This is a genomic window from Limihaloglobus sulfuriphilus (assembly GCF_001999965.1).
Classification (GTDB): Bacteria; Planctomycetota; Phycisphaerae; order Sedimentisphaerales; family Sedimentisphaeraceae; genus Limihaloglobus; species Limihaloglobus sulfuriphilus.
This window is the reverse complement of sequence record NZ_CP019646.1, coordinates 2,140,536-2,153,423: the sequence shown is the minus strand read 5'-3', so window position 1 is coordinate 2,153,423 and position 12,888 is coordinate 2,140,536. Positions and strand designations below refer to the sequence as shown.

The 12,888-nt window shown below is 48.8% G+C and carries 8 protein-coding genes and 1 tRNA gene; 4 read left to right on the top strand and 5 right to left on the bottom strand.

Annotated features, from left to right (window positions below; all coding sequences use genetic code 11):
* Positions 1–34: 34 nt before the first annotated feature.
* The 5 genes from nuoF to SMSP2_RS08140 all read right to left on the bottom strand — a co-directional run bounded on the left by nuoF (position 35) and on the right by SMSP2_RS08140 (position 8,511).
* Entirely contained in the window at positions 35–3,226 is a 3,192-nt protein-coding gene (gene nuoF, locus SMSP2_RS08160; RefSeq protein ID WP_146683476.1) for an NADH-quinone oxidoreductase subunit NuoF, read from the bottom strand.
* A gap of 24 nt (positions 3,227–3,250) precedes the next feature.
* On the bottom strand, positions 3,251–3,766 hold the full coding sequence (locus SMSP2_RS08155) for an NADH-quinone oxidoreductase subunit NuoE family protein (RefSeq protein WP_146683475.1): 516 nt from the start codon (positions 3,764–3,766) through the stop codon (positions 3,251–3,253).
* A 492-nt stretch (positions 3,767–4,258) separates the two neighbouring features.
* Positions 4,259–5,425 (bottom strand): DegT/DnrJ/EryC1/StrS family aminotransferase, encoded by a 1,167-nt coding sequence (locus SMSP2_RS08150; protein ID WP_146683474.1) that lies wholly within the window; start codon positions 5,423–5,425, stop codon positions 4,259–4,261.
* Positions 5,426–5,482: 57 nt separating this feature from the next.
* Entirely contained in the window at positions 5,483–7,333 is a 1,851-nt protein-coding gene (gene glmS, locus SMSP2_RS08145) for a glutamine--fructose-6-phosphate transaminase (isomerizing) (protein WP_146683473.1), read from the bottom strand.
* Between the two features lie 35 nt (positions 7,334–7,368).
* Entirely contained in the window at positions 7,369–8,511 is a 1,143-nt protein-coding gene (locus tag SMSP2_RS08140) for a hypothetical protein (RefSeq protein ID WP_146683472.1), read from the bottom strand.
* A gap of 308 nt (positions 8,512–8,819) precedes the next feature.
* Between SMSP2_RS08140 and SMSP2_RS08135 the strand changes: the two genes are divergently transcribed.
* The 4 genes from SMSP2_RS08135 (at position 8,820) to SMSP2_RS08120 (ending at position 12,881) form a co-directional block, all read left to right on the top strand.
* Positions 8,820–8,908: transfer RNA gene (locus SMSP2_RS08135), tRNA-Ser, on the top strand.
* Between the two features lie 246 nt (positions 8,909–9,154).
* A complete protein-coding gene (locus SMSP2_RS08130) occupies positions 9,155–10,324 on the top strand; it encodes a Gfo/Idh/MocA family protein (protein WP_222566306.1) in 1,170 nt (389 codons plus the stop codon).
* Between the two features lie 163 nt (positions 10,325–10,487).
* On the top strand, positions 10,488–11,480 hold the full coding sequence (locus tag SMSP2_RS08125) for a sugar phosphate isomerase/epimerase family protein (RefSeq protein ID WP_146683471.1): 993 nt from the start codon (positions 10,488–10,490) through the stop codon (positions 11,478–11,480).
* 84 nt (positions 11,481–11,564) lie between these two features.
* Positions 11,565–12,881, top strand: a complete 1,317-nt coding sequence (locus SMSP2_RS08120; RefSeq protein ID WP_146683470.1) for a Clp protease/crotonase-like domain-containing protein — start codon at positions 11,565–11,567, stop codon at positions 12,879–12,881.
* Positions 12,882–12,888 lie beyond the last annotated feature (7 nt).

Below are 12,888 nucleotides of genomic sequence, written 5' to 3'. Positions count from 1 at the left end.
TAAGCCTTTCTGCTTTGTATGAATAATACGCGTGTTATTCTGTTGTACAGTATTTTCCGTAGTCACAGCGAAGACATCTCTGGGCCTGGCGTATCGCCTCGCCCTCGATCCAGCACTGTTCGACTTCGGCGAAACTTGATCTGCGGCGTTCAACCGGCAGCAGAGCCATCTTTTTACGTGCGTAGGGCACGGGTTCTGCGTCCGGGTCAAAAGCTGTATCAACAGCGACTTCTTTTCGCCAGAAGGCGTGCTTTTCGCCGGTGAGGTATTCGTCGATTCCTGTGGCGGCTTTTTCGCCGGCCCCGACAGCCTCGACAATGGAGGCAGGCCCGGTAACTACATCTCCGCCGCTGAATATCCAGGGGACGCTGGTCTGGCCGTTTATCTTATCGGTCTTGATACGGTTTTTGCCGTACATGATAAGCTCCTGGGCCTCGTCTCCTTTGCCGAGAATAACCTTATATTCGTATTGATTAGATTCTGCGGGTTCTTCGAGGTTTCCGAATATAGATTTGGCATCCATGGTCTGGCCGACGGCAAAGATTATCTGGTCTGTGTTGTAAACGACCTCCTCGCCGCTTTCAACGGGACGTTTGCGTCCGCTGCTGTCGTACTGGCCAAGTACCATTTTGCTGCACTTGAGGCCGCATACCTTGCCGTTTCGAGAGAGAATTTCAGTAGGAGAAGTCAGTGTTTCAATGACAACACCTTCCTGTTTTGCCTCTTCGATTTCCTCATCGTAGGCGGGCATTTCAGCCTCTGTTCTTCTGTAAACAACAGTAACCTGGGCTCCAAGCCTTACCGCGGTTCTGGCGGCATCGATAGCTGAGTTGCCTCCGCCGATAACAATGATGTTCTTTTCGACTTTGGCAGAGCCTCTAAGGTTGTATTCCCGCAGAAAATCTATCGCCTCGCATACACCTTCAGTGTCTGAGCCTTTGAGGTTTGGTATAAGTCCCTGCGGCTCTCCAATGCCCAGAAATACGGCATCGTAGCCTTGTGACTTTAGATCTTCGAGTGTGAAGTCCCGTCCAAGTTTCTGGTTTGTCAGCACATCAACGCCAATGCCTTCTATTATACGCACTTCACGGGCGAGAACTTCGCGGGGAAGTCTGTATTCGGGAATAGTCTGTACGAGCATTCCGCCGGGTCTTGGCTCTGCTTCGAATACAGTGGGCCTGTAACCGAGCCTTGCCAGGAAGTAGGCACATGAAAGGCCTGCCGGCCCGGCGCCTACAACTGCGATTTTTCGTTTTGCGTTTTCGGCATTTTCCCTGATTTCAGGAAGCTGCGCTGTAATTTCCTGGTCAGACATAAATCTCTTTATGCCTTTGATCGATACAGGCTCGTCCATAGAAGCACGTCTGCATTTTGTCTCGCATGAGTGGAAACAGACACGAGCGCAGACAGCGGTAAACGGATTTCTGTTTCTGTGCAGTGCGATTGCTTCTGCGTAGCGTTTTTCCGCCGTCAGAGAGACAAATCCGGGTATATTTACATTCGCCGGACATGCGCTGCGGCAGGGTGCCAGAACAAGACCTGCACAAACTCCCGCTTCGCATATCTTCTGCTTGATATGCATCTCGTATTCATGCCTGAAATGCCTCAATGTTGAGAGTACGGGGTTTGGAGCGGTCTGTCCAAGTCCGCAAAGAGAGCTTTGCTGAATATGCTCGCCGAGCTGTTCAAGTTTGTCGATATCTGACATCTCTCCCTTGCCGGCACAAATCTTTTCGAGTATTTCGAGCATTCTCTTTGTACCTACGCGGCACGGCACGCATTTTCCGCATGATTCTTCCTGCACAAATTCCAGGAAGAATCGCGCCACGTCAACCATACATGTATCGTCGTCCATGACCACTAATCCGCCCGAGCCCATAATGGCACCAAGCTCGTTGAGTGATTCATAGTCGAGGGGGACATTTAGATGCTGTTTTGGGATACAGCCTCCGGAGGGGCCGCCAATCTGAGCGGCTTTGAATGCCTTGCCGTTTGGTATGCCGCCGCCGATATCGTATATCAGGTCGCCCAGTGTCGTGCCTACCGGCACTTCGACCAGGCCTGCGTTTGTGATGGCTCCGGCAAGTGCGAAGACCTTGGTGCCTTTGCTCTTGTCGGTACCGTATGAAGCAAACCATTCGCCGCCGTTAAAGAGTATCGCCGCGACGTTTGCATAGGTTTCTACGTTGTTGAGTGTGGTTGGTTTTCCCCATAGACCTTTGACAGCGGGGAAGGGCGGCCTGACGCGTGGTTCGCCTCGTTTGCCCTCGATTGACGCGATAAGTGCGGTTTCTTCGCCGCAGACAAAAGCGCCCGAGCCCATACGAATGTCAAGGTCGAAACTGAAGCCTGTGCCGAGGATGTCTTTGCCGAGCATTCCCATCTCGTAAGCGGATTTGATGGCTGCCTCAAGCCTTTCAATCGCCAGCGGGTATTCCGCACGCACATATACGTATCCCTGTGATGCTCCGATTGTGTAGGCACCGATGGTCATGCCTTCTATAAGGCTGAAGGGGTCTCCTTCGAGGATACTTCTGTCCATGAACGCACCCGGATCGCCTTCGTCGGCGTTGCAGAGGATATATTTCTGATCTCCGGGGCTTTTTCTTGTGAAGTTCCATTTCATCCAGGTCGGGAAGCCCGCGCCGCCGCGGCCGCGAATGTTGGCTATCTTCATTTCTTCGAGCACCTGGTCCTGGCTCATATCAGATAGAACTTTGGTTATCGCGGCAAATCCGTCACGGGCGATATAGTCTTCTATGCTGGTTGGCTGGATAAGGCCGCAGTTTCTCAGAACAATCTTTGTCTGTTTCTTAAAGAAGTCTATATCCATTTGAACCGGTACGGGAACTCCGGTTTTGTCGTCTTTCCAGCAAAGACGCTCTACGGGCCTGCCATCCTTTATATGCTGCTCAACAATAACGGGAATGTCTTCCTGCTGAACATGGACGTAAAAGGTTTTGTCTTTGGCTATAACCATAACCGGGCCGCCGGCACATGGGCCCATGCAGCCGGTTTCTATTACTGCCACCTTATCGGCAAGTCCCTGAGCCTGGAGCTCTTCTTTTAATGCGTCTCTGATTTTCAAAGCGCCCGATGCTATACAGCCGCCGCCGGTGCAGATTAGCACCTTGTCCAGGCTATCCTCGCGGGCGGTTTGTTTTTTTAACTTATCTTTAAGAGCTTTAAACTCTTCTACTGTTTGTAATTTTTTGGTATCACTCATCAGAATTTCCTTTTTTAACTGATATTATTCTGATTTATATTGATCGAGGATTGTGTGCAGCTTTGTGGCCTTTACTCTCTGGTAAACTTCATCGTTTATCATTATTACCGGTGCCAGGCCGCACGCTCCGAAACACCTGCCGATATCGAGAGAAAACAATCTGTCTTCTGTAGTCTCGCCGACATCGATACCGAGCTCATCTTTGAGCGCCTCAAGTATTTCTTTTCCGCCTCTGACGTAACATGCCGTCCCAAGGCATACCCTTATCAGGTATTTGCCTCTGGGCACTGTCGAGAAGAAAGAGTAAAAACCGACAACTCCGGCAACCTCACTGTAGGAGATTTTGAGAGATGTGCTGATCTTTTTGAGGGCACCTTCCGGGAGGTATCCAAAAAGCAGCTGAGTTTTTTGGAGAATTGGTATCAGGCAGCCTTCCTGATCTTTGTTTTTTTCGATAATCTCGTCGAGTTGCGGATAAAGTTGCTCTTCCGAGATTTCCTGTTCACAAGTGCATGCGCAATTGCAATTTGTTTCATTCATAAATACACCTGAATTTAAGTTAACACTTTTTTATATCAGTAGATATGTTAAAGCTGCCGTGCAGCTGTTAAGTGCTATATAAAGCATTAAGCTCTGTATGACATTTTTTTATACTAAGAAACAAGCTATACGTCAAAGAATATTACATATATTTTGATAAAAAAATGAACATAAACTTTAAAGTGGGCTTTGAAGAACGTCCAGGTTGGCGTTTTAAAGTGACATTCGCAACGTTAAAAAGAGATAAATTTCACAATAAAACGCACTTTGTGAGTTCGCTTTCGAAAATAACATGTTGGAATACCATGCAGCCGCTTATGTTATGCCATACTTGCGGTGTGTAAGCAGATTGGCCTTGCAATATCTTGGCAGAATTGTGATTCAAGTCTATCTCTGACGGCGCAGCGCTGCTGCCGTTAAAATTTAACTTCTCATAACAGCAATTTATTCTCCTGGGAAGGTGCCTGCCGAGTCTGTTGTGATCAAGCCGTTTTACTGTGCGGGCGGGAATGGAGCTTTGCCGCTGCCCAGCAGGCCCGCATCAATTTCGTCGAGACATTCGCTGAGCGTTTTTTTGACATAATCCATCTGTTCCCTGCTGAGGTTGTTGAAAAACGGAATCGCCAGAGTTCGCTGGGAGACGAATTCTGTTACAGGGAAATCCCCTTTTTTATATCCGTAATCGGCAATCATAAACGGCTGGAGATGTACCGGCGGGAAATAATTGCTTGCGCCGCAGCCTCTCTCGTTTAGCATTTGAATTAAGGCGTTTTTGTGCTCTTGCCCGTAGTTGTCGGCAAGCCTTATAACAAATACAAACCAGCTCATATCCGCACCTTCGGGCTCCTGTGGAACGTTAATGCGTTTTTCGTCGGCGAGTATCTGCTGATAATACTGTGCGGCTTTTTTGCGTTTTTCCTTGAATTCCCCGAGCCTTGTCATTTGTACGCGGCCTATACAGGCGTTTATATCCGCCATACGGTAGTTGTATCCGACACGTTCATGGGCAAGCCAGCCGCCGCCGGCGCCTCGCCCCTGGTTGCGCATTGAAATGCACAGCTCTGCGAGCTTGTCATCGTCTGTAACTATTATGCCGCCTTCGCCGGTGGTAATCTGTTTGTTAGGGTAAAAGGCGTAAAGTCCTGCGTCGCCGAATGTTCCGGCTTTTTTACCCTTATATACCGTGCCGAGTGCCTCGCAGCTGTCTTCGATAACGGCGAGATTGTGCTTTTTGGCAATATCACATACTTCGTCTATGCCGGCAGGGTTGCCGAATACAATTACCGGTTCAATCGCTTTTGTCGCCGGTGTTATTTTTTCTTCAATCTTTGCCGGGTCAATGTTGTAGTTGACGGGGTCTATGTCAACCATAACGGGTTTTGCGCCGGCCTGAATAATGCAGTTTATCGTTGCTATAAATGTAAACGGGGTTGTTATAACTTCGTCCCCGGGACCAATGCCGAGAGCTTTCATGCAGAGATAAAGGCCGCTCGTTCCGCTGTTTACGGATATGGCATGTTTTTTTTCCGAGTATTCCGCGATGGCCTGTTCAAAGCCTCTCATCTCGGGTCCAAGCGCCAGCTGGCCGCTTTTCATGACGTTAACTACTGCATCAATCTCACGTTGTGTTATATCAGGGCTGGATAATGGTACCTGCATTTTATATGCCTTTATAATTTGTTTGTAATTTCGATTTCAAAAATTTCGCTGACTCAATTATTCAACTGTTACGCTTTTTGCCAGGTTTCTGGGTTTATCAACATCATACCCGCGGTGAACCGCCGCGTAGTAGGCGAGTATCTGCAGCGGGACTATGTTTACCATCGGCTGCATCTCCTCTATGGTATCGGGGACATAAATGACGTGGTCGGCGCAGCGTTTTATCTCATCGTCTCCCTGTGTGGCAACGACAATAGTTTTTCCGCCGCGTGCCCTGACTTCTTCGATGTTTCCGATAATTTTCTCGTACTGCGAGCCGCGTGTTGCGACAAATACCGCCGGTGTGCCCTTGCTGATCAGGGCTATTGGGCCGTGTTTCATCTCCGCTGCGGGGAGGCCCTCAGCATGTATGTAGCTTATCTCTTTGAGCTTAAGCGCACCCTCGAGTGCTACGGGGTAGTTGAGCCCGCGTCCCATAAACAGCCAGTTGTTCTCTGCAGAATACTCTATTGCTATCTGTTTTATATGCTCAGCCATGTTAAGTACGGAGGCAATCTTGCCCGGGACAGCCTGAAGTTCTTTGAGGTAGGCGGCGGTTTGTGCGGGGCCAACGTGCTTTCTGCGTCCAAGCTCAATAGCCAGCATAGTCAAAACGGCTACCTGTGCGGTGAAGGCCTTGGTGCTGGCGACGCCGATCTCCGGGCCTACACGGAGGTAAACCCCGCAGTCAGTTGTTCTTGCGATGGTAGAGCCTACAACGTTGACCGCTCCCATGACAACCGCTCCTCTTTCTTTGCACATTTCGATCGCAGCGAGTGTGTCGGCGGTTTCACCGGACTGACTGATGGCGATGACAAAAGTTCCGTCTTCAATTATGGGGTTTCTGTAACGCAGCTCGCTGGCGTATTCGACCTCGACGGGGATGCGGGCAATCTGCTCAATGAGGTATTCTCCTATGAGCCCGGCGTGCCAGGCAGTGCCGCAGCTTGTAATGATAAACTTCTTGGCGCGTGTCAGCTCACGGGTTAGGTTTGCAATTCCGCCCAGTACAATTTTGTTGTTGACTGTGTCAATTCGCCCGCCCAGGCATGTGCTCAGGGCTGTGGGCTGTTCAAAGATTTCTTTGAGCATGTAGTGCTCGTAGCCGTTTAGCTCAATGGCATCGAGCGAGAATTCTATGTCCTTGACTTCTTTTGTTATGTTGATGTCGTCTATTGTCTTAGTGTAGAATCCGCTGTTATTTACAACCGCCATCTCATTGTCGGAGAGGTACACCGCCTGCTGCGTATGCTCAACGATTGCTGACGCGTCAGAGGCGATAATGTATTCGTTCTGGCCGACGCCGAGAATCAGCGGTGAGCCTTTTTTCGCGGCTATAATTGTATCCGGGCAGTCATCACATATAATCGCCAGCCCGTAAGTGCCCACGACCATGTCAAGTGCTCTCTGTACGGCCTTCTCAAACGAATGGTTGCTGTCGTTTTCTGAGGGTTTTGCGTAGAAATAGCCTATGAGGTTTGCCAGGACTTCTGTGTCTGTCTGGCTTTTGAAGGCTACTCCCTCTTTTATAAGCCATTGTTTTAATGTGCTGTAGTTTTCGATTATTCCGTTGTGGACAAGGCTGATTTTGCCGGTAAAATCGCTGTGTGGGTGGGCGTTGACAGTGTTGGGCTCGCCGTGTGTTGCCCATCTTGTATGTCCGATGCCCACGGTGGCGGTGTCGGTTTTTTCCTTAATAAGGTCTTCGAGTACAGCTATGCGACCTTTGGATTTGACGATTGATATAGCGTTTTTTTCTATCAGGGCAACGCCGGCAGAATCATACCCGCGGTACTCAAGTCTCTTGAGGCCTTCTATCAGGATTGGGCGTGCCTTTTTTTTACCAATATAAGCTACTATTCCGCACATTTAATAATCACTCCAAATCTTTTCTCAATAGTACTTTAAGGCTTGCCGTCAGCAACTCCCACCGCTGTTCTGGCAGCCAGGTTCGCCATTTCTACGGCGGCTTCTTCTCCGGCCAGTGCCGCGTTGCGTTTCTGGAGTACCGCCAGCCAGTACCCGCAGACTGCTCCAATCATGCCGAATGAGATTATCATTACCGGCGTAAGCGCCAGCGATGGGTTCGTTAAAAAGGAAAGGGGGTATCGTTGGGTCAGATTCAGGATATCTTCCTGTTTAAAAGCAAACAGCCTTATTGCCGCGGGCAGTATGACAGCCGCGATACATGCCGGTATGTAGTTGATTTTGAAGTAACGCATCGCCGCCCAGCCGCAGAGGGTAAACGCCGCCAGAACAGCAAACGCCGCCTGGCCGTTGCCCGGCTGGAGCATGATTGCCGAGAGCTCTCTGTCTCTTATTCCCGGACTTGTGCCAAGTATGCTGATTACAATCATTGAGACAGCTGTAATCGCGGCAACTGCCATGACCGATTGCTTCCATCCCTTAACTAACGGCTTGAGGTCATTGATTCCGGTGTCCTGGTTTGTGAGCTTTCGTGCGGCGAAACTTCCTGCAAAACCCGCCGCGGCGATAACTGCCCACAAAAAAGATTCTATTGCAAATATATTGTATGTCTGAGAAATTTGTGATACGTCGGAAAGCCTTGCTGTGGCGTCTGTTACGAATCCGCTTCGGACAGCCGCGATGCTGATTCCCAGCGGTACTGCCGCTCTTGATGCGTGCAGGCCGAATTCACCCGGCACAATCGCGGTAAGGCCGCCGCATAGAAAAGCCGCCGCGGTGAATATTATAAAACCTGCAAAACCGAGGGAACCGCTTGACAGCGATACTAATTCATACGGGCTCTCGGGACTTACCGCCGGCCAGAGAAGAATTCCGAAAACTACAGGCGAAAATACCGCAAGGGCGGAGAGCTTTAATTTTGTCTCGACAGTGAGCTCACCGGGTACCGGCCCGATGACAATGATAGCAATGTAGGCCAGTATCGCGGCGATTGCTTTGTTTATATTTATCATGGTTTTAGGGTTGTACTGCGAACCCGACATGCCTGTGTAAACAACAGCACAAAGCATTGATATTAAGACAATAAGTATCGCCGCCAAACTGATTTTTCTTATATTCATATTACGCATCTTGTTTTGTAGTTAATTGTATAAAAGGAAATATTGTACGCATCAAAGTGCAATAGTCAAACTAATATGTATGAGAAACGCCGCGGGTGTGTGATATTTTTGCAGGGGGGTTGGTTATTTGTTATTAAACCGTTCAGCGGCAGATGTCTTTGAGTTTCTGCTGCCGCGAAGACTGAAATTTGCAGATATTGACATATTAACATTGTTTATGCAACGCCAAAAAAGTCACACACTTTCACAAATACCTGTGGTTTTTCACTTGCATAATCGGACTTTGACATTAAAATCTGCTATCTTTCGGAGAGATGTCCGAGCGGCTTAAGGTGCACCCTTGGAAAGGGTGTGTACGTGTTAAAGCGTACCGGGGGTTCGAATCCCCCTCTCTCCGCTTTATTTGCTCGCTGTTTAGCCTTTAAATTCGGAGGCTAAAGCAAAAATTCGCTCTCCTGCTGCTCATAGCTCGCAGTTTTCTTTTCTCATTCTTGCTTTTTCGCTGGAAGATGATATTATATTGTTTAATATAAGCAGTTTACAGGGTAGTACTTTAAAGGGTCTCAGCTCTTTGGCTGCCCTTGCTAACAAAACACCGGCCTTACCGCCGGTATAATCTTGTTATTTTAGAAGGAAAGGTACTATGGCGAAAAGAAAACTTAGAATGGGTATGGTCGGCGGCGGCCCCGGCGCCTTTATTGGAGAGGTTCACCGCAAGGCGGCCCGTATGGACGGATCGATTGAATTAGTCGCGGGAGCTTTCGACATTGACCCAAAAAAATCAAAACAGATGGGCAGAGAGCTTTATCTCGATTCAACAAGGGTTTACAACAATTACAACGAGATGATAGAAAAAGAGCTCGCCTTGCCCGAAGATGAACGCATCGACTTTGTCTCAATTACCACACCCAACAACTGGCACTTCCCGATCGCAAGAGATTTCCTTAAGGCCGGCTTTCATGTTATGTGCGAAAAGCCCATGACGCTGAATGTAAAAGAGGCAAAAGAACTTCGCGAAATTGTCAGAAAGACACGCAAAGTATTCGGCCTCATGCACAACTACACAGGATACCCGATGGTAAAATGCGCCAGGGATATGATCAAATCCGGCGAACTGGGAAAAATCCGCAAGATAGTCGTAGAGTATCCCCAGGGCTGGCTTGCCACTCCTGTTGAGAAAACCGGAAACCAGCAGGCCGGCTGGCGCACCGATCCAAAACAGAGCGGCGGGGGAGGCTGTCTCGGCGATATCGGCACACATGCCGAAAATCTCGCCGAATACATCACAGGGTTAAAAATAACTGACGTATGCGCCGAGCTGACATCGTTTGTCAAGGGACGCAAACTTGATGACGATGTAAACTGTATCGTTAAATTCAGCAAAGGCGCCAAAGGACTGCTCCACGCCAGCCAGATATCTGTCGGCCAGGAAAACAGCCTTGGCATATGGGTTTACGGCGAGGAAAAAGCGATTGAATGGCATCAGGAAGACCCCAATACGCTTATAGTAAAGAGCCTCAACGGCCCCGAACAAGTCTGGCGAAGAGGAAATGACTACGTCGGCAAGACAAGCCCCGCGGCGGCACGGGCAACACGCGTGCCCGCAGGACACCCCGAAGCGTTCATAGAGGCTTTTGCGAATGTTTACTGCAACTTCGCCCAGACAGTTCTGGCAAGAATCGAACGCAAAAAGGCCGATCCGCTTATTACGGATTTCCCCAATGTTACAGACGGCCTTCGCGGGATGCAGTTTATCGAAACTGTGCTGGCAAGTGCTAAGAGCGCCCAGAAATGGACAAAGTTCAAAAAGTAAGTGAAGCTAATACGGCTGATAGTGTGCGTTAAAGAATTAGCTTTTTTAAAACTGAATCCCGGATCGGGGTAACTTAAAAGACGATCCGGGCAATTATGCACTTTTATTAGTCTGCGATTTCACTTTCATTGTAAATTAAAAATATTTTAAAGGAATTACTACTATGGCAAGACCAGTTACATTATTCACAGGACAGTGGGCGGATATGCCGCTGGCTGAACTTGCTCCAAAAGCAGCCCAGTGGGGCTATGACGGTCTCGAGCTGGCATGTTGGGGTGATCATCTTGATGTTGAAAAGGCCTCAAGAAGTAAGAGATACTGCCAGCAGCAAAAAAAGATCCTCGAGGATAACGGCCTGAGGCTCTTTGCTATAAGCAATCATCTAACAGGTCAGCTTGTATGCGACTTAAATAATGACTCACGTTCAGATGCCTTTGCGCCCGCGGACTGTGCCGGCAATGCAGAAAAGAAACGCAAATGGGCGGTAAAAACGATGAAACAGACCGCCAAGGCAGCCGCGAATATGGAAGTCGGGGTTGTAAATGGTTTCACCGGCTCATCGATCTGGCATATGCTCTACAGCTTCCCGCCGGTAACAGATGAGATGATAGATGAGGGCTTTAAATATTTCGCAAAGATGTGGAACCCGATCTTTGACGCTTTCGATAAACAGGGCATAAAATTCGCGTTAGAAGTTCACCCCACTGAAATCGCCTTCGATATCTACACAGCTAAACGAGCTCTCAAAGCTGTCGGAAACCGCAAGACTTTCGGTTTCAACTTTGACCCCAGCCACCTGCACTGGCAGATGGTAGATCCGGTTATGTTCCTTCGTGAATTCCCCGACAGGATATACCACGTACACATGAAAGATGCTGCTCTTCAGCTTGACGGCAAAAGCGGCATACTGGCGTCGCACCTCAACTTCGGCGATCAGAACCGCGGCTGGGACTTCCGGTCTCTGGGTCGCGGCGGCGTTGACTTTGAGGAAATAATCCGTGCTCTCAATCACATGGGTTATGCCGGCCCGCTTTCAGTAGAATGGGAAGACTGCGGCATGGAACGTGAGCAGGGCGCAGCAGAGGCCTGCGAGTTTGTCAAAATGGCGGACTTTGCCCCCTCGTCAGTGTTGTTTGATTCAGCCTTTGGTGACTGATTTGACGTTTAAGCGCCGGCCGGACGTATAAAAACCGGCCGGTGCATATATTTATATAGAAGTTAGGCTTCAAGAGGCTGCGATATGAACAGAATATTTGTTTTCATTATTGCACACGCTCTTCTGCTCTCATCATTGAAAGCAGATACATTTACACACAAGCCAACCTCTAATACTTTCGACGGGTACGCAACCCAGATTAAAAAACTCGATAAGACGCTGGTAAGAATCGGGTATTCGGGAAGATATTACGACCTCAGCGAGTTTGACATTGAGTATAACGCCCGAGGCCGCAGGAATGAAGTACACCTGATTCCCATAAATACCAGGTTTTACCTGAATTCGCAGGCGGTAGAATTCAGAAATCAGTTAGAGCTTTCTCTCAACCGCGGTCCGCTGGCGATAATAATACCAGTGAGCTCTTCCGGCGGAGATCCGCAAATATGCTTAGAGCTGATTGACTTGATCGCCGCGGCAGAAAACACCCCCGTTTACATCTGGATAAACAGGGAATACCAGCAAGGCGCTCTCGAGGAGGCCGCGTTTGTCGCTCTATGCAGTGATAATATCTATATGCAGTCAGGCTCGATTATCTCTGGTATTAAACCCGAGCAGGAAAGTGAGCAAAACAGCAGTATCACGCAGGGAGGTTATCAGCCGATTAAAGATATTTTAACCCTCATTTTCAAAAATCGCCAATTCCCCGGCGTTTTTCTTGAGGGTCTTTTTAATCCTGATACCCGGATTATAAAGACAACCATAAACGGTAAAAATGAATATAAGTCGTTTGTCTCAGAGGATATTCCGTCAGCTTTTTTGTTTGCTGAGACGATCAAGCCTGAGGGCGAGGCTTTTCTTCTGACATCTTCACAGGCGATGGAAGCGGGGCTTATCGATGGAGTATCTGCAGATCGCGGCGGTTTTTTTGATGCGATCGGAATTCCCGACAGCGCAGAAATTAAAACTTTCGATGTTGTGAGTGAGATAGAGCGAGCTTTTACAAATGCTGAAAAACGTGTAAATTCTAAACTAAGGGAATGCCGGTTTCTCGCCGAGCAGATCGGCGAGGGGCGAAAACAGCTTGAAATCATCTCCGCCGAATACCGGCAGGCAAAACTTCGCAGAACCCGCGGCAGCTTCTACAGATCCGCCGGAGGAAATATTTACTATCCGAGAGGTTCCAGCTACCCCAGCGGCTGGGAACATTACAAATATGTGCGTGACCGGCGGGAAAATGCAATAAGAAACTTGATGCGTCAAACTGACAGTCTGATAGCCGCTATGGATGAGATTCTCAGTATCTGGCTGAGATACCCCGAGCTCAACGGTGATATAGAAACTGCCCGCCAAAGGATCATGCAGTATCAGCAGCTCTATGACCAGCTCAACTACATGGAATAATAAAAAC

What these genes read in the sequence shown, in the direction of transcription:
- SMSP2_RS08125 (WP_146683471.1), top strand. Translation starts at nt 10,488, where the DNA reads ATGGCAAGACCAGTTACATTATTCACAGGACAGTGGGCGGATATGCCG.
- SMSP2_RS08150 (WP_146683474.1), bottom strand. Translation starts at nt 5,425, where the DNA reads ATGCAGGTACCATTATCCAGCCCTGATATAACACAACGTGAGATTGAT.
- SMSP2_RS08155 (WP_146683475.1), bottom strand. Translation starts at nt 3,766, where the DNA reads ATGAATGAAACAAATTGCAATTGCGCATGCACTTGTGAACAGGAAATC.
- glmS (WP_146683473.1), bottom strand. Translation starts at nt 7,333, where the DNA reads ATGTGCGGAATAGTAGCTTATATTGGTAAAAAAAAGGCACGCCCAATC.
- SMSP2_RS08140 (WP_146683472.1), bottom strand. Translation starts at nt 8,511, where the DNA reads ATGAATATAAGAAAAATCAGTTTGGCGGCGATACTTATTGTCTTAATA.
- SMSP2_RS08120 (WP_146683470.1), top strand. Translation starts at nt 11,565, where the DNA reads ATGAACAGAATATTTGTTTTCATTATTGCACACGCTCTTCTGCTCTCA.
- nuoF (WP_146683476.1), bottom strand. Translation starts at nt 3,226, where the DNA reads ATGAGTGATACCAAAAAATTACAAACAGTAGAAGAGTTTAAAGCTCTT.
- SMSP2_RS08130 (WP_222566306.1), top strand. Translation starts at nt 9,155, where the DNA reads ATGGCGAAAAGAAAACTTAGAATGGGTATGGTCGGCGGCGGCCCCGGC.